This window comes from Methylococcus sp. EFPC2 (assembly GCF_016925495.1).
Classification (GTDB): domain Bacteria; phylum Pseudomonadota; class Gammaproteobacteria; order Methylococcales; family Methylococcaceae; genus EFPC2.
This window is the reverse complement of record NZ_CP070491.1, coordinates 3,957,389-3,979,383: the sequence shown is the minus strand read 5'-3', so window position 1 is coordinate 3,979,383 and position 21,995 is coordinate 3,957,389. Positions and strand designations below refer to the sequence as shown.

Sequence of the window (21,995 nt, the reverse complement as noted above, 5' to 3'; positions counted from 1 at the left end):
AAGCGCGCGGAACTATACAAACTCGGCTTTATTCCGTAAATGACATGATACTTACATGCTTATGAACAAAAGGAATATATTGAAACACAGTAGAGCTTGGAGTTTGCCACTTGTTCGTGGAACTAGGGTGCCGCCCATCGTTGATAATCCATTCAACGCAACCGCTATGGTCGACCGACGCTATCGGTCTTCCCTACGGCCACATCCCGGAACACCCGGGCACGGTGTCTGTAATTTCCACGTCGGTGTCGAGGGGCCACACCTCGGCGCCCGATAAGGGGGAGCGGACTCAAGTCCAGCGTGGCGGCTAGCGCCCGCGCCAGATTACGTAGATCGCCGGGATGACCAGCAGGGTCAGCAGCATGGCCGAACCGATGCCGCCTATCATCGGAGCGGCGAGACGCTTCATCACGTCCGCGCCTATGCCGGTCGCCAGCATGGTCGGAAACAAGCCGACGATGTTGGCCAAGCCCGTCATCATCACCGGGCGTATGCGCTCCATGGCGCCGGTGTGCACCGCTTCCAGCAAATCCTCCACGCCGTTGAGTCGGCCGGCATCCCGGCGGCGGCGGACCGCTTCATCCAGGTAGGACAGCATCACCGCGCTGGTTTCGGCCGCGACGCCGGCCAGGGCGATCAACCCGACCCAGACGGCGATGCTGAGGTGGTAGCCGAGTCCGTACAAGGTCCACATCCCGCCGACCAGGGCGAGCGGCACGCCCAGCATGACCATGAGGGTCTGGGCGACCGAACGGAAGGTGAAGTAATAGAGCACGAAGATGATGGCCAGCGTCAGCGGGATGAACAGGCTCAGCCGCTCCCGCACGCGTTCCATGAATTCGTATTGGCCCGACCAGGTCAGGGTATAGCCCGCCGGCAATTCGATGCGTTCCTTCACGACCCGCTTCAAGTCGTCCACATAGCCGCCCACGTCGCGCCCGGTCATGTCCACGTAGACGTAGCCGGACAACATGCCGTCTTCGTCGCGTATCATCGAGGGACCGCTCACCATGCGGATGTCGGCGAGCTGGGCGATGGGCACCTGGGCGCCGCCGGGCGCGCTGACCGTCAGTCGGCCCAGTTTGTCCACGTCGTCGCGCAACTCCCGCAGATAGCGCAGATTGACGGAATAGCGCTCGCGTCCCTCGACGGTGGTGGTGATACTTTCCCCCCCTATGGCCGATTCGATGATCTTGCTGATGTCCGCGACGGTGAACCCGTAACGGGCGATCTCCTCGCGCTTGACCGTGAAATCCAGGAAATAGCCGCCCGACACCCGCTCGGCATAAACGCTGCGGGTGCCGGGCACGGCTTGTGCCGCTGACTCGATGGACATGCCGATCTCCTCGATGCGCTTCAGATCCGGCCCGAATATCTTGATGCCGACCGGCGTGCGCACGCCGGTGGACAGCATGTCGATGCGCGCCTTGATCGGCATGGTCCAGGCATTGGTCACGCCGGGAAATTGCAGGGCGCGGTCCATCTCGGCGATCAGGTCTTCGTAGCCCAGGCCCGCCCGCCATTGCGCCTTGGGCTTGAGCTCCACCACGATTTCCATCATGGAGAAAGGCGCCGGGTCGGTGGAGGTCTCGGCGCGGCCGGACTTGCCGAACACATGCTCGACCTCGGGAAAGGCCATGAGCTTGCGGTCCATCTGCTGCAGGAGCCTGCCCGCCTCGGTGACCGAGATGCCCGGCAAGGTGGTCGGCATGTAAAGGATGGTGCCTTCGTACAGAGGCGGCATGAATTCCGACCCCATGCGCTGAAAGGGTACGGCGATGCTCGCCACCAGCGCCAAGGCCAAGACCACCAGCGATACGCGATAACGCAGGGCCAGTCTCAGCACGGGTGCGTAGGCCCATTGCAATAGCTGGCTGACCGGATTGCGCCGCTCCGGGATGATGCGTCCGCGGACGAAGAAAGACAGCAGGGCCGGAATCAGCGTCACGGCCAGCACCGCGCTGACGGCGATGGACAGGTTCTTGGTCAGGGCCAGCGGCTTGAACAGCCGGCCTTCCTGGGCTTCCAGGGTGAACACCGGCATGAAGGCGACGGCGATCACCAAGAGCGATGCGAATATCGGCGGGCCAACCTCCTTGGCGGAATCGATCAGTACCCGGCGGCGTTCGCCCGCCTTCCCGTTCCTTTCCCATTCCTCCAGCCTCCGGTGGGCGTTGTCCACCATCACGATGGAGGCGTCCACCATGTCGCCCACGGCGACGATGATGCCGCCTATGGACATGATGTTCATGCCGACCCCGAGGATATGCATGGGGATGAATGCAATCAGGATGGCGATGGGCAGGGTCAGGATGGGGATCAAGGCCGAGCGGAAATGCAGCAGGAACACCACGATCAGCACGCTGACCGTGACGAGTTCCTCCAGCAGGTTTTCGTTGGCGGTGGCCACCGCACCGCGGATGAGGTCGCTGCGATCGTAAGCGGTCACGATCTTCACGCCCTTGGGCAGCGAGGCTTCCACCTCCTTGAGCTTGGCCTTGACGCGGTCTATGACCTCCATCGCGTCCTCGCCGTAGCGCATGATGACCACCCCACCCACCGCCTCGCCTTTGCCATCGAGTTCCACGAGCCCGCGCCGCATGTCCGGACCGAGGCTGACCGTCGCCACCTCGCGCAGCAGGACGGGTGTACCGCTGGGGTTGGCGCCGACGGCAATCTGTTCGATGTCGTGTGTGGACCTGATGTAGCCCCGCCCGCGTATCATGTATTCGATGCCGGAAAACTCGACGACCCGCCCGCCGACGTCGAGGTTGCTCATGCGTACCTTCTCGATGATCTCGTTCAGGTTGAGCCGGTAGGCCAGCACTTTGTTGGGGTCGAGGGCGATCTGGTACTGACGCACGAATCCACCCACGCTCGCCACTTCGGCCACCCCGTCGACGCTGCGCAACCAGTAGCGCAAATACCAGTCCTGGAATGAGCGCAGCGAGGCCAGGTCCTGCTGACCGCTCGTGTCCACCAGGGCATATTGATACACCCAGCCGACCGCCGTGGCGTCCGGCCCGAGCTGTGGCGCCACGCCTTCCGGCAGCTTGCCGGCCAACTGGTTGAGATATTCCAGCACGCGGGAACGTGCCCAATAAATGTCGGTGCCGTCCTTGAACAAGACGTAGACGTAGGAATAACCGAAATCGGAAAAGCCCCGTACCACGGTGACATTGGGGGCCGACAGCAGGGCGGTGATGATGGGATAGGTGACCTGGTCTTCCACTAGGTCCGGGGAGCGCCCCATCCAGGGCGTATAGACGATGACCTGGGTATCGGAGAGATCGGGCAGCGCGTCTATGGGCGTCTGCTTCATGGACCAGTAACCGCCGCCCGACAAGGCCAGCACCAGAAGCAGGACGACGAGCCGGTTGCCGGCGCAAAACTCGATGAGTTTTTCGACCATGGCCCTGTCTCAGTGCTGGTGTGTCGCGCCGGGCATGCCACCGATCGCCGCCTTCAACTGGCTCTCGGAATCGATGAGAAAGTTGGCCGAGGTGACGACGTGCTCGCCTTCATGCACACCCTCCAGGATCTCCACCCTGTCGCCACTGCGCAGGCCGATTTTGGCGTTGCGCCATTCGATCCGTCCTTCCCCCGAATGGATGAACACGACCTGCCGCTCGCCGGATTCCAGCACGGCGTCCTTGGGTACGGCCAGCCTCAAGCCGAGCGGAATCTTCAGCTCCAGGTTGGTGTACATGCCGGGTTTGAGCTTTTCGCCCGGATTGTCCAGCTCGAAGCGAACCTTGGCGGTGCGGGTCTGCGGATCCACGGTGGGATAGATGAAGCCGATATGCGCCTGCAAGGTGGAATCCGGCGCGTAGGACAGGCTGACGCCGGCCTTCTGCCCGACGGCGATCAGCGGCATCTCGTATTCGTAGATGTCGCCCACGATCCAGATATGCGACAAATCGGCGATGGTGTACAACTCCTCGCCCGGCCTGGTCTGCATGCCCGCCACGGCCGTCTTGCTGATCACCGTGCCGGAAAGCGGGGCATGGATAGGCAAGGCGGTCACGACCTGCCCGGTACGCTCCAGGTCGCGGATATGGTTTTCCCGGATGTCCCACAGCCGCAACCGCCGGCGCGAGGCCTCCAGCAGGGAATGGGCGCCTTCGGCCACTTCGGGGAATTCGCTTTTCCCCAGCGTGCGGCTGCTGCGCAACGCGATCAGGTATTCCTCCTGGGTGGCCAGCAGTTCCGGGCTGTAGAGCGTGAACAGGATCTGGCCTTGTTTGACCGACTCCCCGGTGTAGTTGACGTAAAGCCGGTCGATCCAGCCCTCCAGCTTGACCGTGACGCGGGCGAGATAGCGTTCGTCCACCTCCACCCGTCCGACCGTGCGTATGGTCCGCTCCAGCGGGCGCAAGGCGGCCGGCTCGAACTTGACGCCAATGGACTGCAGCCGCTCCAGACCGATGAGCAGGCTATGTTCCGATGCCGCCGGCGCATGGGCGGTGTGGTCGACTTTGGGTTCGGAGGCATGGCCGACGTGGCCTGCGTGCTCCGGAGCCACGGCGGGGGCTGGCTCCGGTTCGACCCTGGCGACGACCGGGGTTTCGGTGCGGTAGATGCTCACGAAAACCAGGCTGGCCAGGACGCCGAAGACTAGGCCGATGAACAGGTCGCGGAAGCGCGGATTCATGGCGCTTCCCCCAGGATGCCTTCCAGCCGGGCCACGGCCTTCTCGTGCTCGGTCAGCTCGCTGTGGAACTCCAGCTCGTTTTCCTGCAGGGTCAGCAGGCTGTTGAGCAGGGTGAGGAAATCCACCTTACCGACCGCATAACTCGCCTGGGCGGCAGCGAGGGTCAGGCGCGATTGCGGGATGATGGCCCCTTTCAGCAGATTGACGAGTTTGTCCGCGCGTTCGGCCTGGGCCAGATTGTCCCGGATGCGGGCCAGCAATTCCTGCCGCAGGGCCACCAGTTCCTGGTAGGCGGCTTCGCGTCCCGCCACCGCCTCGTTCACGCCTTCTCGCTGCTTGCTGGCGTAATAGAGCGGCACCTTGACGTTCAGCATGACCTGGTAGCCGTCGGTCTTCATGGCATTGTCGTGCAGTCCCCGCGCGTCCAGCTCGAAGTCCGGGTAATACTCCCGCTTGGCCAGGGCGATGGTCTGATCGCCCCGTTCCAGATTCTTTTGTTGGCCGTGCAAGAGAGGGGAGGACTGTTCCAAGAGCGTGTTCAGCTCGGCGGGGACATGGCGCAGCCGCGTGAACGCCAATTCTCCCGGCGGCGCGAGCGGGTCTGCGGGCAAGCGGTTGAGGATGCGGTTGATGTCCGCGTGCAGCGATTGCCGCTTTTGTTCCAGGGAAGCCAGGCGGGCCAGCAGGCGGGAGATCTCGGTCTGCGCGCGCAACACGTCCTGCTGGGCGGATTGCCCGACGGAATAGCGGGCCGTTGCGGTGGCCTCGAACTCTTCCAACAGTTGCTTGGTTTTACCCAGCACGTCGATCGCATCATGAACGTAGTGCAGGTCGTAATAGGCTTCCTTGAGCCGGGCGACGACCGCCAACTCGGTCGCCCGATAATCCTGCTCCATGCGCTCGGCATCGCGCGAGGCGATCTCACCCTTGAGGCGCAGCTTGCCGGGAAAAGGCACTTCCTGGCTCGCGCCGTACATCAACTCCCGCTGCGGCGCCATGTCCTTGTAGCCGACGATCAGCTTGGGATCGGGCAGGGTCTGCACCTGCGGAATCACGGCCCGGGAAGACTCCCAGCGCCGGCGCGCCGCCTGGATGTCGGGGTTGCGCTCCCGCGCCTCCTCGACCAGCCGTTCCAGGCTAGCCTGTGTACTGAGGCCCTCCGCGCAGCACCACCAGGGCCATAACAGAACCAGCCCAAGGATAAGCGGTTTCATGGCGTTGCTCCTTCCCGTTGCGGCGCGGCCGAGAAGCCCGCATGCGGGCTTCTCGCGCGATTCTGCTCATTTCACAGTCTGGCCCAGGCTATGGTGCAATGCAGCCAGTTCCTTGTTCGCCTTCGCCACTTGCTCGTACGAGCGGATCAGCGCTTCGCAATGCGCCTGAACCGTGGCCGCCTGCCTGCCGTACAGATAGCTCTGCGCCTTGTACTGGTCGAGCAGGCTCCGGTGTTCCTTAACCGCCGCTTCCGCATCCCTGGCCGCCTGCTCGTAATGGGTGGCCAGTGCCTCGTGGTCCGTTCTGGTCTTGGCGCTTTGCACCGCCGCGCTCATGTCCATGGGGTGAGGATTGGGCTGGGCGCAGCCAGCCAATAGCCCGGCGATAACGAATGCAAACAGCAAAGTCTTGATGACGTTGTTCATGGCACAACTCCGATCGGTCGATGACATCGTTTAATCAAAAGCCTTTCCTTGTGCTCGGGGTCCTGGGAGCGGACGGGCGTCCTTCCGCCCTCGCAACGCCGGTTTCAGCAAGGTGCACGACGGCCCCTCGCCGTAATGGCGCGTGGTTTAGCCCCCGTGGGCTAATTCAGCAGGACGCAGTAGCGGTAGATGAGGGGAACGTGCCGGCCGGCCGGTGGACCCGCGGTACGGCACAACAGGCAGGAGCGGATTTGTGCGGGGAGGGGGATGACTATGAACCCGAGCAGGAACAGCCCGAACACTGGAATCTGCGGTTTGGACTCCTCGTACCCCAGAGTCGGGTCGAGGGCGTGTACCAGGCAGGATTTGAAGGAGCAGTCCGGCGTGGGGCGTGGCTCATGTCCCAGGGTATGCCCGTGGTCCGGACATCCTGCCGGTGCGGAGAGGGAAACGAGAGTGGCGCGCCAGGAAGCGGGCATGACACAGGTGGACGAGACAATGGAAGCCAACCAACTCACCAGCAACACATACACCAGGATGTGCAGGCAAGAACGGTAACTTTGGGAGCGCAACGCGATGATCACGATGTCCACCAACCCTATAACTTGGGCTAGATAGTAGCACAACGCGCTTGGTCACCCGCAAAAAACAAACCCGCCATGCGGCGGGTTTGTTCGGTAGTACGCGGAGGCTGAAGACGGATCAGTCGCCGATCCAGATCAGCTCTACGCGGCGGTTCTTCTCGCGGCCGGCTTCGGTGCTGTTGTCGGCGATCGGATAATCCTCGCCGTAGCCCTTGGCGTGCAGGGTGTTGGTGACGCCCTTGCGCTTCAGGTAGTCGGCGACCGACTGCGAACGGCGGACCGACAGCTTCAGGTTGTGAGCCGCGCTCGCCTCGCTGCTGGTGTGCCCCTGGACTTCGATGTCCTTCTTGATCGGGTAGGCGGCCAACTGGGCTGCCACGTCGTCGAGGATCGACTTGGCCGTCGGAGTGAGTTCAGCAGAATCGACGTGGAAGTTCACGCCCTTCAGCTCGATACGGATGGGGCAGCCGGTCTCGTCGACCTTCGCGCCTTTCAGTGTGTTGGGGCACTTGTCTTCGCAATCGCTAACGCCGTCGTGGTCGGAATCGCGCGTGGAACACTCGGGCTTGGGCGCCGGCGCTGCCGCCACGGGTTCGATCCGGGTCGGTGCAGGCTTGTCGCCGAAAGGAATCACGAAACCGGCATTGACCACCAGATCGTGGAACTCGTTGCCGTTCGGCAATACGCCCGAGTTACCTTCGTTGTTGTAGCGATAACGAACATCGGCGCGCAACTGGAGATTGTCGAGCAACTCATAGCTCGCACCCACACCGGCCTCACCGAAAAAGGAAGCACCGCTCTTGCCATTGGCGCTGGTGTTCAAGCCACCCAGGCCGATAACGGTGTACGGCGAGAAGGTATCGCGCTGCAGGTAGTATTGGAGATCCACGCCACCGCCGGTTAAATCGGCGCGTCCGCCGCGGTGTTCGCCATCCAGGCCCTGCCAGAAACCGCGCAGTTCGACATTGAAATATTCGTTGATCGCACGGCCGACGCCCAGGCCGGCGCCCCAGCCTTCCTTCAGCTCGCGATCGCCGCCCGGCTTCACGAAGGTTCCGAACGGAGCGATGTAGTAACGATCATCGTAGGTGCCGTCGGCTTGTGCCGCCAGAGCTACAGTCGCCAGACTGGCCAAGGCAAAGGCCTTCAAAAACAAATTCTTATCCATAGCTTACCCCCTTGTAGCAATTTCACAACGGAATTAGATAATAACGCAACATGGGCGATAATATAGCTCACTACGAGCGTTGGCAAATCAATTCCGCGAAATTGTCGTTTTTCATGCCGTGATTTTTGCCGACCGCGATACCCGGCGCGCGGGAAAAATCGCACTGAAACAACTGCCTTCGCCCGGCTTGCTGACGATTTCCAGCCTGGCATCGTGCCGGCTCAACACGTGTTTGACGATGGACAGACCCAAACCGGCACCGTTGCGCCGGGGAACATCGGCGCTTTCCACGCGATAGAAACGCTCAGTGATCCGCGAGACATGCTCGGCCGCTATGCCGGGTCCATCATCCCTCACGTCCAGGCGCGCGCCTTCACCGTCGTCATGCCAGATCACCTGCACATGTCCGGCAGCCGGCGTGTATTTCAGCGCGTTGACGACGAGATTGGAAAATGCGCTGCGCAACTCCGTTTCGGAACCCGATAGGCGAGCGTCGGTTTCGATGAGGAGTTCCAAATTCGGCTGCGGCCCTTGTAGCAGCGACACTTCCTCGGTCAAACTGCGTAGCAAGGCGGCGACGTTGACTTCCTGGGGCGAGGACTGCGCACCCGATTCGAGGCGGGTCAGGGAAAGCAGGCCGTCGACCAGGTTTTGCATGCGCTCGGTCTGTTCTTCCATGCGGCGGAATATCTTGAGATGGCGTTCCGACACCTGGGCTTCGTCCGTCAGGGTTTCCATGTAACCCTTGAGCACCGTGAGCGGAGTGCGCAGCTCGTGGGAAACGTTGGCGACGAAATCGCTGCGAACACGCTCCATCAGACGCAACTGGGTGATGTCCTGGGCCACCAGGAGGCGCAGGTCGTCGCCGTAAGGCACCACGCGGATTTCCAGCTGCCGGTTGTCCGTGCCGGGAGCAGGAACGCTGACGGTGTTGTCGTAATCGCAGGCGCGCAGAAATTCGGCGAACTTGGGCGCGCGTAGCAGATTGGCGATCTGCTGGCCGATGTCATAACGCTGCAAACCGAGCAACTCCCCGGCCGCTTCGTTGAACCACTCGATTTCATCGCGCGGCCCCAGCACCACGGTGGCGTCGGGCAAGGCGGCGGTGGCGGTGCGGAAACGCTCCAGCATGACGATCAAGCGCTTCTTGCGGCGCTTGTTGCGGCGGCGCAACCGATAGATGAGGTAGTAGATCTCCTCCCAGATGCCGCCGCCCGAAGGCACCTTGCCTCCCAGGCGCAACCAGACCAGCAAGCCATTGATATGGAAGAGATGACGGGCGAGATAGATCAGACTGGCCAGCCAGAACGCAAGGAAATATTGACCGGTCAGCTTGCCGAAAAAGGCGGCGACGAGCCCCAGCCAGCTTATCCAGTAGAGTTCCGAGCGCCAGGGGCTAAGCATCTAAACCCGGTCTTGAAGGGAGAAGCGATAACCGAAGCCGCGCACGGTTTGTATGAGATCTTCGCAACTATACTCCCCCAGAATCTTGCGCAGACGGCGGATATGCACGTCCACCGTGCGTTCCTCGATATAGGCGCTGCGCCCCCACACCTGGTCGAGTAACTGGGTGCGGCTGTAGACCTTGCCCGGATGGGTGAGGAAGAACTCCAGGAGGCGGTGTTCGGTCGGACTGAGCATGACAGGCTGATCGTCGATACTCAGGCGATGCTCGTCGGCATCCAGGACGATGGGCCCCAATTGCAGCTTGCCGGTCTGGCCGAAACGGCCCGCGCGCCGCAGCACGGCGCGGATGCGAGCCACGAGTTCGCGCGGCGAAAAGGGCTTCGTGACATAGTCGTCGGCACCGACTTCGAGTCCGCGCACCTTGTCCTCTTCCTCGCCGCGGGCCGTCAGCAGGATGACCGGAATATCGCCGTGATCCTTGTCCTTCTTCAGCCGCTTGGCCCACTCGACTCCGCTCATGCCCGGCAGCATCCAGTCCAGCAGTATCAAATCGGGCACGAAGTCGTTCAACAAATCGGTCGCCTGCTGGGTATCCGCAGCGGAGCGAACGGAAAAGTCCGCCTGTTCCAGAGCCATGATCAGCATTTCGCGTATCGCGTCTTCGTCCTCGACCACCAGTACCGGGATTGCAGCCATGTCAGGAATCTCGTGTCAGCCAAAAGGGCCATCTTAGGTGGGCATTGTTACGAATGCGTTAAACGCTAATCTGCACATCGAGGCTGCTGCCCGTTCCCGGCGAGGTGACTATCTACTTTTTGATGTAAAGGTCGGTGATCGAGCCTTCTATCATCTCGGCGGCGAAGGCGAAAGTCTCCGACAGGGTCGGATGAGGATGCACGCTCAACGCAATGTCCTCGACGTCGGCCCCCATCTCCAGCGCCAGCACCGCTTCGGCGACCAACTCACCGGCGTGCGGACCAACCAGGCCGGTACCGAGGATGCGCTTGCTCTCCTTGTCGACCACGATCTTGGTCAACCCCTCGCGTCGCCCTATCCCCAGGGCCCGGCCGCTGGCCGCCCAGGGGAAGGTCGCGGTTTCGTAGGCGATGCCCTGGGCCTTGGCCTGAGTTTCGGTCAGGCCCATCCAGGCGATTTCCGGGTCGGTATAAGCCACCGAAGGAATGGTGAGCGCCTGGAAGGCGGACGGATGGCCGGCGATGACTTCGGCAGCCACCTTGGCTTCGTGAGTGGCCTTGTGCGCCAGCATGGGATTGCCGACGATGTCGCCGATCGCATAAATATGCGGCACGTTGGTGCGCTGTCTGTCGTCCACGGGTATGAACCCGGCGCCGTCCACGGTCACGCCGGCCGCCTCGGCACCGATCAACGAGCCATTGGGCCGGCGCCCGACCGCGACCAGCACCCGGTCGTAGATTTCCGATTCGGGAGCGCCCTCGCCTTCGAAGTAAACCCGGAGTCCTTCCGGTGCGGATTCGATCCGACTGACCTTGGTCTTGAGCCAGATCTTTTCGTACTGCTTCTGGATGCGTTGATGCAGAGGCTTGACCAAATCCGGATCGGCGCCCGGAATCAACTGATCCAGCAATTCCACGACACTGATTTTCGAGCCCAGCGCGTGATAGACGTTGGCCATTTCCAGACCGATGATGCCGCCGCCCACCACCAGCAGTCGGCCGGGTATGTCTTCCAACGCCAATGCGCCGGTGGAATCGATCAAGCGCGGGTCGTCATAGGGGAAACCGGGAATCTGGGTGGCGCGGGAGCCGGCGGCGATGATGGCGTTGTCGAAGCGCACGCTCTGTTCGCCATCGGCGCTCGTCACCTTCAGGGTGTTGGGCGAGGTAAATTGGCCTAGGCCAGTGAGCACCGTCACCTGACGCTGCTTGGCCAAGCCTGACAGGCCGGTGTTGAGGGTCTTCACCACCCGGCTCTTCCAATCGCGGATTTTATCGAGATCCAGTTGCGGCTTACCGAAGCTGACGCCGTGGCTCGCCACATCCTCCGCCTCGTGGATGATCTGGGCCAGATGCAGCAGGGCCTTGGACGGGATGCAGCCGACGTTGAGACAAACGCCGCCCAACACCGGAAAACGTTCCACCAGCACCACTTTCTTGCCCAGATCCGCCGCGCGGAAAGCGGCCGTATAACCGCCGGGGCCGCCACCCAATACGAGGACTTCGGCATTCAATTCGGCGGGGTTGGCAGGACTATTACTCATGAGTCGACCTTAGTAATGTTGAAAAAGTAATCAGTGGGTCTGCGGCGGCCATTGCTCACGCCCGGCCTCCACATCTTCGAACACGGCTTCCAGCTCGGCCCGCAAGCCAACGCTGGCGAACTCCACGCGAGTACATCCCTCACTGGGATAAAGCACCCAATGCCCCGATTCGTCCTTGCGGAACACATCGACGCTGCGGCTGGCCGTATCGATCAACACATATTCCTTGAGCGTCGCTATCAATCGATAGGCGGCGAACTTACTGCCGCGATCGTAGGCCGCCGTGGAAGGCGAGAGCACTTCGACGATCAGGGCCGGGAACGCTTTCTCGTATTCGACCGGCTTGTCGCGCGGGTCGCAGGTCACGAACACGTCGGGATAGAACACCGCGTTGGCCGCATCAACCTTGAGCCTCATGTCGGCGATATAGGTGCGGCAGGGCGTGCCGCGCAAATGCGACCTCAGCAGGCTGAACACGTTGCCGGCGACGGTGACGTGCGCGTCGCGGGCACCGGTCATGGCGTACACCTCGTACACCAGCCCGTTGTAGAACTCGTGCTTGGTTTCCTGGCGGGATTCCCAGTCCAGGTATTCCTCCAGGCTCATGACCTTCAGTTCGGCGACGCTCATACAGCCTCCCTTACGCGGATTTGAGCAAACGGACCGCTTCGGCCTGCATCTTGCGGCGATGCAGCAGGAACTTCCAGCGGCTGCCGCCGCACTGCCGCCACAATACGGCAGCGCGGATGCCGGCCAGCAGCAGGGCGCGGATGCGGTTGGCATTGGCCGTATTGTTCAAGTGCAAAGGTTCGCCCACCACCATGACGCGCGGCCTGAGCTGGCTGATGGTTTCCTGGTAGATGTCGGCGAGCCCCGCGATCACGTTCTCGTGTGCCAGGCCGAAATGGGCGGTCTGTGCGGTCGCGCGCTCCACGCCGGCACGGATTTTTTCCAGCATGGCGGGATTCTGCTGGAGCTTGCGTTCGAGGAAGATCAGCGAGGCGGCGTAGCGGGCAAGTTCGGTGTCCACGCGGTCGGGCGCGCCCAGTTGTTTTTCCAACACGCGCAGGCCGGTCCTGAGCTTGTCCAGGCCGTCGTAGACGCCGAGCACATCGTCGGGATTCAGTTTCAGCACGCTGGCCAGCGACGCTTCCAGCTCCTCGGCGTCGGCCGAACCGGTGCGCGCGATGCGCTGCACCAGATAAACCGCCTGAGTCAGGCCGGCCAAAGCGATGGTCTGGTTTTCGAGGGTTTTTATCATGGCGCGTTCGGCGGGTCCTGGGGGCGGCGATTGTATTTGACGGCGTTGCCCCGGGCCAGGGCGACGGGGTATTTCTCGGCGTTCCGGCGCATCTTGTCGACCACCGCGCGGTTCAGATCGACATTCAGCTGATCGGCCAGACGCAGCAGATAAATCAGCACATCGGCCATTTCTTCCCGCACCGACGCCAGCTCCTCGGGACGCTCGGTCAGCCGCCGCGACTCATCTTCGGTGAGCCATTGGAAAGGTTCCAGCAATTCCGCGGCCTCCACGCTGAGGGCTGCGGCCAGATTCTTCGGGCTGTGGAACCGATCCCAGTCGCGCTCGGCGGCAAACTCCCGCAAGCTTTGTTGTATCGCTGCTATATCCACGCTGGGCTCCGCTGAGCGCTGTGTTTTCGACCCTCGCTTGGGTCACAATAAGCCGTCCCTGAGGACGTGCCGCCTATTATCCAATAAATGACCGCAGCCGAGGATGAGCCCGGTGGGAAACCTGCCGCAAGACCAGCCACTCGCCACGACCGATAATCGCCACGCCTGCCCCTGCGGCTCCGGCGCCGATTTCTCCGACTGTTGCGGCCCCTATCTGCAAGGGCTGAGCCCCGCGCCCACCGCCGCGGCCCTGATGCGTTCGCGCTACACGGCCTATACACTGCGCGACGCGGCCTACGTGCTGCGCACATGGCACCCGTCCAGCCGTCCACCGGTTCTGGATTTGGCGAACGACGACAGCGACTGGCTGGGCCTGGCCCTCCTGAACCGTGAGCGCGGCCAACCCGACGACACCGAGGGCGTGGTGGAATTCATCGCTCGTTACCGGCAGGGCGGCTCGGATCGTCAGTTGCACGAGATCAGCCGCTTCGTGCGGGAAGACGGCTGCTGGCTCTATCTCGACGGTAGCGCCGGCACCCGGAAGACCCGACCCGGCCGCAACGATCCCTGCTCGTGCGGCAGCGGGAAAAAGTTCAAGAAGTGCTGCGGCGCTTAGGATTAAGGTTTCCACCGGCAAACTCCGCCTGCCGATCATCGGCCCAAGATCTATTTCTACAATCAATCGCACCTTATCGCCACGGACACCGATATGAGCAATGTACCCGTCACCCTCCCCCGACCGCTAATCAATCAGCTCCTGCACTACGCCCAGCTCACGCCCGAAGCGGAGATTTGCGGGCTGATCGGCGCCGGCCCGAACGGGGCTTATCGTTGTTACCCGGTGCCCAACGCGGCTGCCGACCCCGCGCGCCGGTTCGAACTGGACCCTGCCGGACAAATCGAAGCCATACGTTTGATGCGCGAGCGCGGCGAATCGCTGTTCGCCATCTTTCACTCGCACCCCAGCGCCCCGGCCGAACCGTCCCCGGCCGATTTTGCCGAAGCGAGCCATCCCGAGGCGCTGTATCTGATCATCTCGCTGAATACCAAGGGTGTGCTGGAGATGCGAGGATTCCGCCTGGACGACGACAAGCGTTTCGCAGAGATCGCGCTGAGTCTGTCGTCGACCTAGGCGAAATCGGTCGAGCCCGCGAAGAAAATTCGGCATCAGCAAGCCGCGAACACCTCTACTATCTTGCGGTGGCCGCCAGTTTTGCGTAGCATGGCGCGTTTGTTTCTATCGCTTTTCCTATCCTGAGGCCTTCCATGAAGCCGGACATTCATCCCAATTACAAGACCATCACCGTCAACTGCAGCTGCGGCGCGACTTTCGAGACCAAGTCGACCATAGGCAAGGATCTGAACGTCGAAGTCTGCTCGTCCTGCCACCCCTTCTACACGGGCAAGCAGAGAGTGGTCGACACGGCAGGCCGGGTGGACAAATTCCGCCGCAAGTACGGCCGCGCCTGATCCGCTAGACGGCCGTCCTCTGACGGCCTTCTTCTACCGAGGAGCACCCCGTGCCGGGAGATACGATTACCGTCAAGGACAATCGTAGCGGGAAGACTGCGGAACTCCCGTTGCTCGACGGCACGGCGGGCGCCGCCACCGTGGACATCGGGCCGCTGGCGGCGCAGCTCGGCTATTTGAGTCTCGATCCCGGCTTCGTCTCCACGGCCAGTTGCAAGAGCGCCATCACCTATATCGACGGCGACGCCGGAATATTGCTGCATCGAGGCTACCCGATCGAGCAACTGGCGGAACACAGCACCTTCCCGGAGGTCGCCTATTTGCTGATGCACGGCGAGCTTCCGACGTCGCATCAGCTCTATAGCTTCAACGCCGATATCCAGCGCCACTGGATGATACACGAGGCGCTCCGCTCGTTCTTCAGCGGCTTCCACTACGACGCCCATCCCATGGCCATGATGGTCGGGGTCGTCGGCTCCCTGTCCGCTTTCTATCACAGCGAACTCAACATTGCACTCGAAGACCACCGGCGCAAGTCGGCGGTACAGTTGCTGGCCAAGATGCCGACGATCGCCGCCGCCTGTTACCGGCATTCGGTCGGCATGCCCTTCGTCTACCCCAGAACCGACCTGAACTATTGCGAGAACTTCCTCAACATGATGTTCTCGATACCGGGCCAGCCGTATTACGTGGATCCGGTGTTCGTGCGGGCGCTCAACCTATTGTTCATCCTGCACGCCGACCACGAACAGAACGCCAGCACGTCCACCGTGCGCGTGGCCAGCAGCACCGGCGCCAATCCTTACGCCTGCATCGCGGCCGGCATCGCCGCGCTATGGGGACCGGCACACGGCGGGGCCAACGAAGCGGTGCTGGCCATGCTGGCGGAGATCGGCGACATCAAGCGCATCCCGGAATATCTGGATCGGGCCAAGGACAAGAACGACCCTTTCCGCTTGATGGGCTTTGGCCACCGGGTCTACAAGAATTTCGATCCCCGCGCCACCCTCATCCGCAAGGCCTGCCATCAGGTGCTGGAGAAACTGGCGCACCCCGATCCCTTGTTCGAACTGGCGCTGGCGCTGGAGGAGATCGCCCTCAAGGACGATTACTTCATCGAACGGAAGCTGTACCCGAACGTAGATTTTTATTCGGGCATCATTTACCGCGCGCTCAGCATCCCCACCAACATGTTCACGGTGATGTTCGCCATCGCCCGCACCGCCGGCTGGGTGTCTCACTGGCTGGAAATGAAGGCCGATCCGGCGCAGAAGATCGCGCGGCCGAGACAGCTCTACGTCGGCTCCCCGCCGCGCGATTACGTGCCGCTGAAACAGCGCTGACCGCCGGCGCGAGGCCGGCAGCCGGAAGCGAGACTAGCCGAAACGCCCGGTGATGTAGTCTTCGGTGAGCTGATGGCGCGGGTTGGTGAATATCTGCGCGGTGTCGCCCACCTCGATCAGCTTGCCCATGTGGAAATAGGCTGTGCGTTGCGAAACTCGCGCGGCCTGCTGCATGGAGTGCGTGACGATAGCGATGGTGTAATCGTCGCGCAACTCGTCGATCAATTGCTCGATGCGCGCGGTGGCGATCGGATCCAGGGCCGAGCAGGGTTCGTCCATCAGGATGACTTCCGGGCTGACCGCGATGGTTCGCGCGATGCACAAGCGCTGCTGCTGGCCGCCGGAAAGACCGGTGCCGGGATGATGCAGATTGTCCTTCACCTCGTCCCACAAGCCGGCCCGGCGCAGGGACGTCTCGACGATCTCTTCCAGCTCCACCTTGGAATTGGCCAGGCCGTGTATCCGGGGTCCGTAGGCGACGTTTTCGAAGATGGACTTGGGAAAGGGATTCGGCTTCTGGAACACCATGCCGACCTGCGCGCGCAGCGGCACCACATCCATATCCTCGTCGTAGATATCGTTGCCGTCCACCAGGATTTCCCCGCTCACCCGGCAACCCACGATGGTGTCGTTCATCCGGTTCATGCAGCGCAGGAAGGTCGATTTGCCGCATCCCGAGGGCCCGATCAGGGCGATGACTTCGTTACGGCCGATTTCCAGACTGATGTCCTGAATACCCTGCTTCTCACCGTAGAACACATTGACATTGCGGCACTGGATGCGCGGATTCTGGGCGTGAATATCGCCCACCGTCCTGCCGTGCTCACGATCGAACGACGCGGTGGAAGAGGTTTTGTCCGGATTTCTCATCCTGAAGTTCTCGTTAATGCTTGAATTGGGGGCTATGGCGATGGTCACGGGGGCACCTCAGTTTACCAACGGCGTTCGAAGCGCTTGCGCAAATAGACCGCGGCGCCGTTCATGACGATCAGGAAGGCCAGCAAGACCATGATCGCCGCGGAAGTGCGTTCGACGAAGCCACGTTCCGGGCTGTCCGCCCAGAGGTAGATCTGTACCGGCAGGACCGTGGAGGGGTCCATCGTCCCTTTCGGGACGTCGACGATGAAGGCCACCATGCCTATCATCAGCAGCGGCGCACTCTCGCCGAGGGCGCGCGCCATGCCGATGATGGCGCCGGTCAGCATGCCCGGCATGGCCAGCGGCAGCACATGATGCAAAACCGTCTGCATGTGCGAGGCGCCGATGCCGAGCGCGGCCTCGCGGATCGAGGGCGGCACCGATTTCAGCGCGGAACGACCGGCGATGATGATGACGGGCAGGGTCATCAAGGTCAGCACCAGCCCGCCCACCAGCGGCGAAGAACGCGGCAGGCCGAAGAAATTGATGAAGACCGCCAGGCCCAACAGGCCGAACACGATGGACGGTACCGCCGCGAGGTTGTTGATGTTGACCTCGATCAGATCGGTCCAGCGATTGCGCGGGGCGAATTCCTCCAGGTAGATCGCGCTGGCCATCCCCAGGGGCAGGGACAGGCCCAGGGTCACCATGAGGGTGAGCGCGCTGCCGGCCACCGCCCCCCAGATGCCGGCCAGTTCCGGTTCGCGCGAATCGCCGGCGCTGAAAAACTGGGCGTTGAAGCGCGTTTCCAACCGGCCCTCGGCCGACAAGCGGTCTATCCAGGCGATCTGATAATCCTTGAAGTGGCGCTCATCCTCCGGCAGCGAGCGGTCGACCTGGCCCTTGGCGAACAAGTCCAGCTCGTCGTCCGCAGGCACCCAGACGCGCCGGGTCTGACCGATCAGGCCGGGCTCGGCTTCCACCATGCGCCGCAAATCATAACTCGCACCCGAGCTCACCAACGCGCCGAGCGCCCTTTTTTTCTGCCGCTCCGTCACTTCGGGAAACAAGGCCCCAAGGCTTTGCCTGAGCAAGGCGGAATAATCGGCGGCGGCCAGCGTTTCGGCATCGCGCCTGCCTTCCGGTGCGATGACCGTCTCATCAAAATTCACATCCAGGGCGAGATAGGTCTGCCGGAAGGCGCTATAGCCGTTGCTGATGATGCTGCCGAACAGAATGACCAGGAACAGCAGGCCGACGGCGATGGAAACCAAACCATAAAGACGGAAACGCAATTCCGCGCGACGGCGGCGCGCCAGGCCGGCCTTCACGGTGGCTCTGGCCTTTTCTCCACGCGACGGTTCGGTATTATTCATATTGCTCCCGATATTTGCGGACGATATACAGGGCCAGGACATTCAGCGCCAGGGTCACGATGAAGAGCACCAGCCCCAGGGCGAAAGCCGCCAGGGTCTTGGGGCTGTCGAACTCCTGGTCGCCCACCAGCAGGGTGACGATCTGGGTGGTCACCGTGGTGACCGCCTGCAGGGGGTTGGCGGTGAGGTTGGCGGAAAGTCCCGCGGCCATCACCACGATCATGGTTTCACCGATGGCGCGCGAAACCGCCAGCAGGATGCCGCCGACGATGCCCGGCAAGGCCGCCGGTATCACCACCTTGCGTATGGTTTCGGAGCGGGTGGCGCCGAGGGCGTAGGCGCCATCGCGCAGCGACTGCGGAACGGCGTTGATGAAGTCGTCGGACAGGGAAGATACGAAGGGGATGATCATGATGCCCATCACCAGTCCCGCCCCCAGAGCGCTCTCCGACGAAACCGTCAGCCCCAGTTGCGCACCGATATCGCGGATGAAGGGCGCCACCGTCAAGGCCGCGAAAAACCCGTAAACCACGGTGGGGATGCCGGCCAGAATCTCCAGCAGCGGTTTGATCACCGCGCGCACTCGCTTGGTGGCGTATTCCGCCAGGTAAATCGCAGACAACAAACCGATAGGCACGGCGACGGCCATGGCGATGGACGAAATCAACAGGGTGCCGGCGAACAAGGGCACCGCCCCGAAAGCGCCGGAAGAGCCAACCTGATCGGCGCGGATGGCGATCTGCGGGCTCCAGCTCAAACCGAACAGGAATTCGGTCAGGGATATCCGCTCAAAAAACCGTATGGATTCGAACAGCACGGAGAGCACGATGCCCACGGTGGTCAGCACCGCGACCAGCGAACTGCCGACCAACATAATCATCACGGCCTTTTCGACAGAATTCCGCGCCCGTTGCGCGCGCTGGATCTTCTGCCTGGCATAGGCCGCACCGGCCAGGGCGACGCTCACGCCCAGGATGCCCAGCAGCGTGTTGCTCCATTCCCGCAACCGCCGATAGTGGTCGGCCGCGGCGCGTATCTCTGCCGTCGCCTCCCCTTCTCCGCCGGCGATGTTGCGAATTTCGTTGAGCAGCAGCCCCTGGCGGTCCGCTGGCAGGCCCTGCAGTTCGGGCGGCAGATCGGCCAGCACCAGTTGGCTGATGACCGTCGACTCCAGCCCCAGCCAGAACAACAGAATCACCAGGGCCGGTATGCCGCACCACAGGGCGGTGAAATAGCCGTAGTAGCTGGGCAGGGAGTGCAGATTCGCGATCCGCCCCCCGGCGATCTTGTAAGAGCGCTGCCGCCCCAGATGGAAAGCCAGGGCGCTGAGAAACAGCAATAGGAACAAGAGCGTCGATTTTTGCATGTACATACCGGCTAAAAAACGGGCGGCCGATGTCGGATGACATCGGCCGCGCGGCAACTCGTGGTCACCTGATTGTTACAAAGCAAGGTTCTTCAGCTTCTTGGCGTCTTCGACCACGGCTTTGCGTTCCTTATCGGGCAAGGGGATCAAGCCCTTGTCGGTCAGATAGCCTTCCGGACCGGTCGCCTTGTCGCTCACGAACTCGGCGATAAAACCCTCGATCCCGAAAATCTTGCCGACGTGAGCCTTCTTCACGTAGAAGTACAGCGGACGGGAGATCGAATATTCGCCGCCGGAGATGGTGTCGTAGCTGGGCTCGACGCCGTCGACCGTCGCCGCGGCGACCTTGTCGGCGTTCTGATCGAGGAAGCTGAAACCGAAGATGCCCAAGGCATTGGGATTGGCGCCCAGCTTCTGGACGATCAGGTTGTCGTTTTCGCCGGCTTCGATATAAGCGCCGTCCTCGCGCACGGTCTGGCAGATATTCTTGTATTCCGCCTCGTCCTTGTCCTTCCTGGCCTTGATCCCGGGAAACGCCTGGCAACCGCCCTCCAAGGCCAGTTCGGCGAAAGCATCGCGGGTGCCGGAAGTCGGCGGCGGGCCCAGCACCTCGATCTTGCTGTTGGGCAGGGCGGGGTTGATCTGATTCCAGGTCTTGTAGGGATTGGCAACCAGGGTGTCGCAATCCTTGCACTTTGGATCCGGGACGCGTTTGGCCAGGGCGAGGTAAATCTCCTTGCGGGTCAACGCGATGCGCTTCGCCTTCTTCGCCTGTGCCAGCACGATGCCATCGAAACCGATCTTGACCTCGACGATGTCTTTCACGCCCGATTTCTGGCAGGCCTCAAACTCGGATTTCTTGATGCGGCGGGACGCATTGGCGATATCCGGAAATTCGACGCCCACGCCGCTGCAGAATAGCTTGATGCCGCCGCCCGTGCCGGTGGATTCGACCTTGGGGGTCTTAACCTTGCCGGTCTTGCCGAACTGCTCGGCCACCACGGTAGCGAAGGGATAAACCGTCGACGAGCCGACGATGCTGATGGTGTCGCGACCGCCCTCGGCGTGTGCCGCCCCCGCGAATCCGAATACCGCTACGGAAAGGGCCGCGCCCAGCGCCAAAAACTTGCTACTCATGCATACATCCCCTACTGAGGTGGATTAGGAAATTTTTTCGAGACTCGCCCCGGAAACGGCCGGGCAGGCCTCAAGCGCCCGCTTTATAACACCCTAATATGACAAGCCCGTGTCATTGTCATAATTCTACCGCGTCTTATCCACGCGCCGAAGCCCCCACCCCTGCCATTCACAGGGACCGAGCCAGGGCCACCCGATCCGCGATCGATTCCGGTATGGCATTCAGCCCCTCCAGATAACGCAGGCGGGGCAGCAGGCCCCGCCGGTTAGCGATCTGTATGCTCAAGCCCGGTCGGGCGTTCATTTCCAGCATCAACGGGCCCAGCGTCCTGTCCAGCACGATGTCGACGCCGATATAACCCAGCCCGGTCAGATCGTCACAGAGCGCCGTGAGCGCCAAAATGTCCTCCCAGTGGGGAATCCTGATGCCGGCGATGGTCCCTCCGGTATCCGGATGATGGTCCACCGGCATTTCCCGCCAAACCCCCGAAAACGTGACGCCGGTAGCCAGGTCTATGCCGACGCCCACCGCACCCTGGTGCAAATTCGCCTTGCCGTCGGACACGCGGGTCGGCAGGCGTATCATGGCCATCACCGGCACTCCCCGGAACACCACCGTGCGGATGTCCGGCACGCCCTGAAAACTGACGTCGTCGAACAGGGGATCGAAATCGACCCGGTATTCGATCAGCGCGCAGTCCGGCAGACCGCCCAGGCTGTATAGGCCGCTCAGGATATTGGAGATGTGGTGGGCCAGCTCGTCTTCCGTCAGCGCCAGGCCGCTGCTGAGCCGGTACCGCCCGTTGCTGCGCCCGGTGACCACCAGTATGCCTTCCCCACCGCTGCCGTGGGCGGGCTTGACCACGAAATCCTCGTAGTCCGCGAGGATCCGCCTCAGGTTTTCGAGCTGATGCTCGATCTCGATCACCGCGTACAACGCGGGCACCGCGATGCCGGCGTCCAGGGCCAGTTGCTTGGTGATGCGCTTGTCGTCCACCAGGGGATAATAACTGCGCGGGTTGTAGCGCAAGGTAAAACCCGCGTTGCGTTCATTCATGCCCATGATGCCTTGCTCGCGCAGCTTGCGCCACGGCATCAGCCGGTCGACCCAGGACACGCGG

General features: G+C 62.2%; 21 protein-coding genes. 4 read left to right on the top strand and 17 right to left on the bottom strand.

What is annotated here, in order from left to right:
- Window positions 1–307: 307 nt before the first annotated feature.
- From JWZ97_RS17025 to JWZ97_RS16970, 12 genes are all read right to left on the bottom strand, one after another.
- Window positions 308–3,412 (bottom strand): efflux RND transporter permease subunit, encoded by a 3,105-nt coding sequence (locus tag JWZ97_RS17025; protein WP_205431586.1) that lies wholly within the window; start codon window positions 3,410–3,412, stop codon window positions 308–310.
- 9 nt (window positions 3,413–3,421) lie between these two features.
- On the bottom strand, window positions 3,422–4,654 hold the full coding sequence (locus tag JWZ97_RS17020; protein WP_205431585.1) for an efflux RND transporter periplasmic adaptor subunit: 1,233 nt from the start codon (window positions 4,652–4,654) through the stop codon (window positions 3,422–3,424).
- Complete coding sequence (locus JWZ97_RS17015; protein ID WP_205431583.1) at window positions 4,651–5,868, bottom strand: TolC family protein; 1,218 nt, start codon at window positions 5,866–5,868, stop codon at window positions 4,651–4,653. The genes JWZ97_RS17020 and JWZ97_RS17015 overlap by 4 nt, the downstream gene beginning before the upstream one ends.
- Before the next feature lie 66 nt (window positions 5,869–5,934).
- On the bottom strand, window positions 5,935–6,294 hold the full coding sequence (locus tag JWZ97_RS17010) for a hypothetical protein (RefSeq protein WP_205431582.1): 360 nt from the start codon (window positions 6,292–6,294) through the stop codon (window positions 5,935–5,937).
- 161 nt (window positions 6,295–6,455) lie between these two features.
- Window positions 6,456–6,878 (bottom strand): hypothetical protein, encoded by a 423-nt coding sequence (locus JWZ97_RS17005; protein ID WP_205431580.1) that lies wholly within the window; start codon window positions 6,876–6,878, stop codon window positions 6,456–6,458.
- A gap of 118 nt (window positions 6,879–6,996) precedes the next feature.
- On the bottom strand, window positions 6,997–8,046 hold the full coding sequence (locus JWZ97_RS17000; protein ID WP_205431579.1) for an OmpA family protein: 1,050 nt from the start codon (window positions 8,044–8,046) through the stop codon (window positions 6,997–6,999).
- Window positions 8,047–8,157: 111 nt separating this feature from the next.
- Window positions 8,158–9,450, bottom strand: coding sequence for a phosphate regulon sensor histidine kinase PhoR (phoR, locus tag JWZ97_RS16995; protein ID WP_205431578.1), 1,293 nt, complete (start codon window positions 9,448–9,450; stop codon window positions 8,158–8,160).
- On the bottom strand, window positions 9,451–10,149 hold the full coding sequence (gene phoB, locus JWZ97_RS16990) for a phosphate regulon transcriptional regulator PhoB (protein WP_205431577.1): 699 nt from the start codon (window positions 10,147–10,149) through the stop codon (window positions 9,451–9,453).
- A 112-nt stretch (window positions 10,150–10,261) separates the two neighbouring features.
- Window positions 10,262–11,692 carry a dihydrolipoyl dehydrogenase gene (gene lpdA / locus JWZ97_RS16985; RefSeq protein ID WP_205431576.1) on the bottom strand — a complete coding sequence of 477 codons (1,431 nt, stop codon included), beginning with the start codon at window positions 11,690–11,692 and terminating at the stop codon, window positions 10,262–10,264.
- A 30-nt stretch (window positions 11,693–11,722) separates the two neighbouring features.
- Window positions 11,723–12,322: a Uma2 family endonuclease gene (locus tag JWZ97_RS16980; RefSeq protein WP_205431575.1), complete on the bottom strand. Its 600-nt coding sequence runs from the start codon at window positions 12,320–12,322 to the stop codon at window positions 11,723–11,725.
- A 10-nt stretch (window positions 12,323–12,332) separates the two neighbouring features.
- Window positions 12,333–12,953, bottom strand: coding sequence for a high frequency lysogenization protein HflD (gene hflD / locus JWZ97_RS16975; RefSeq protein WP_205431574.1), 621 nt, complete (start codon window positions 12,951–12,953; stop codon window positions 12,333–12,335).
- Window positions 12,950–13,324 (bottom strand): nucleotide pyrophosphohydrolase, encoded by a 375-nt coding sequence (locus JWZ97_RS16970; protein WP_205431573.1) that lies wholly within the window; start codon window positions 13,322–13,324, stop codon window positions 12,950–12,952. Before JWZ97_RS16970 ends, hflD begins: the two co-directional genes overlap by 4 nt.
- Before the next feature lie 103 nt (window positions 13,325–13,427).
- Between JWZ97_RS16970 and JWZ97_RS16965 the strand changes: the two genes are divergently transcribed.
- The 4 genes from JWZ97_RS16965 to JWZ97_RS16950 all read left to right on the top strand — a co-directional run bounded on the left by JWZ97_RS16965 (window position 13,428) and on the right by JWZ97_RS16950 (window position 16,137).
- Window positions 13,428–13,940: a YchJ family protein gene (locus JWZ97_RS16965; protein ID WP_205431571.1), complete on the top strand. Its 513-nt coding sequence runs from the start codon at window positions 13,428–13,430 to the stop codon at window positions 13,938–13,940.
- A gap of 93 nt (window positions 13,941–14,033) precedes the next feature.
- Window positions 14,034–14,456 carry a Mov34/MPN/PAD-1 family protein gene (locus tag JWZ97_RS16960; protein ID WP_205431569.1) on the top strand — a complete coding sequence of 141 codons (423 nt, stop codon included), beginning with the start codon at window positions 14,034–14,036 and terminating at the stop codon, window positions 14,454–14,456.
- Window positions 14,457–14,590: 134 nt separating this feature from the next.
- Window positions 14,591–14,794 carry a 50S ribosomal protein L31 gene (gene rpmE / locus JWZ97_RS16955; protein ID WP_205431567.1) on the top strand — a complete coding sequence of 68 codons (204 nt, stop codon included), beginning with the start codon at window positions 14,591–14,593 and terminating at the stop codon, window positions 14,792–14,794.
- A gap of 50 nt (window positions 14,795–14,844) precedes the next feature.
- Window positions 14,845–16,137 (top strand): citrate synthase, encoded by a 1,293-nt coding sequence (locus JWZ97_RS16950; RefSeq protein ID WP_205431559.1) that lies wholly within the window; start codon window positions 14,845–14,847, stop codon window positions 16,135–16,137.
- A 33-nt stretch (window positions 16,138–16,170) separates the two neighbouring features.
- Here JWZ97_RS16950 and pstB read toward each other — a convergent pair whose 3' ends face one another.
- The 5 genes from pstB to JWZ97_RS16925 form a co-directional block, all read right to left on the bottom strand.
- Complete coding sequence (gene pstB, locus JWZ97_RS16945; protein ID WP_205431555.1) at window positions 16,171–17,007, bottom strand: phosphate ABC transporter ATP-binding protein PstB; 837 nt, start codon at window positions 17,005–17,007, stop codon at window positions 16,171–16,173.
- Window positions 17,008–17,069: 62 nt separating this feature from the next.
- The gene (gene pstA, locus JWZ97_RS16940) at window positions 17,070–18,371 is read right to left on the bottom strand and encodes a phosphate ABC transporter permease PstA (protein ID WP_205431554.1); all 1,302 of its coding nucleotides are present in this window, start codon (window positions 18,369–18,371) and stop codon (window positions 17,070–17,072) included.
- Window positions 18,364–19,737, bottom strand: a complete 1,374-nt coding sequence (gene pstC / locus JWZ97_RS16935) for a phosphate ABC transporter permease subunit PstC (RefSeq protein WP_205431552.1) — start codon at window positions 19,735–19,737, stop codon at window positions 18,364–18,366. The genes pstA and pstC overlap by 8 nt, the downstream gene beginning before the upstream one ends.
- Before the next feature lie 75 nt (window positions 19,738–19,812).
- Window positions 19,813–20,874 (bottom strand): PstS family phosphate ABC transporter substrate-binding protein, encoded by a 1,062-nt coding sequence (locus JWZ97_RS16930; RefSeq protein WP_205431550.1) that lies wholly within the window; start codon window positions 20,872–20,874, stop codon window positions 19,813–19,815.
- A 169-nt stretch (window positions 20,875–21,043) separates the two neighbouring features.
- Window positions 21,044–21,991, bottom strand: a complete 948-nt coding sequence (locus JWZ97_RS16925; RefSeq protein ID WP_240342385.1) for an alpha-L-glutamate ligase-like protein — start codon at window positions 21,989–21,991, stop codon at window positions 21,044–21,046.
- Window positions 21,992–21,995: the final 4 nt, after the last annotated feature.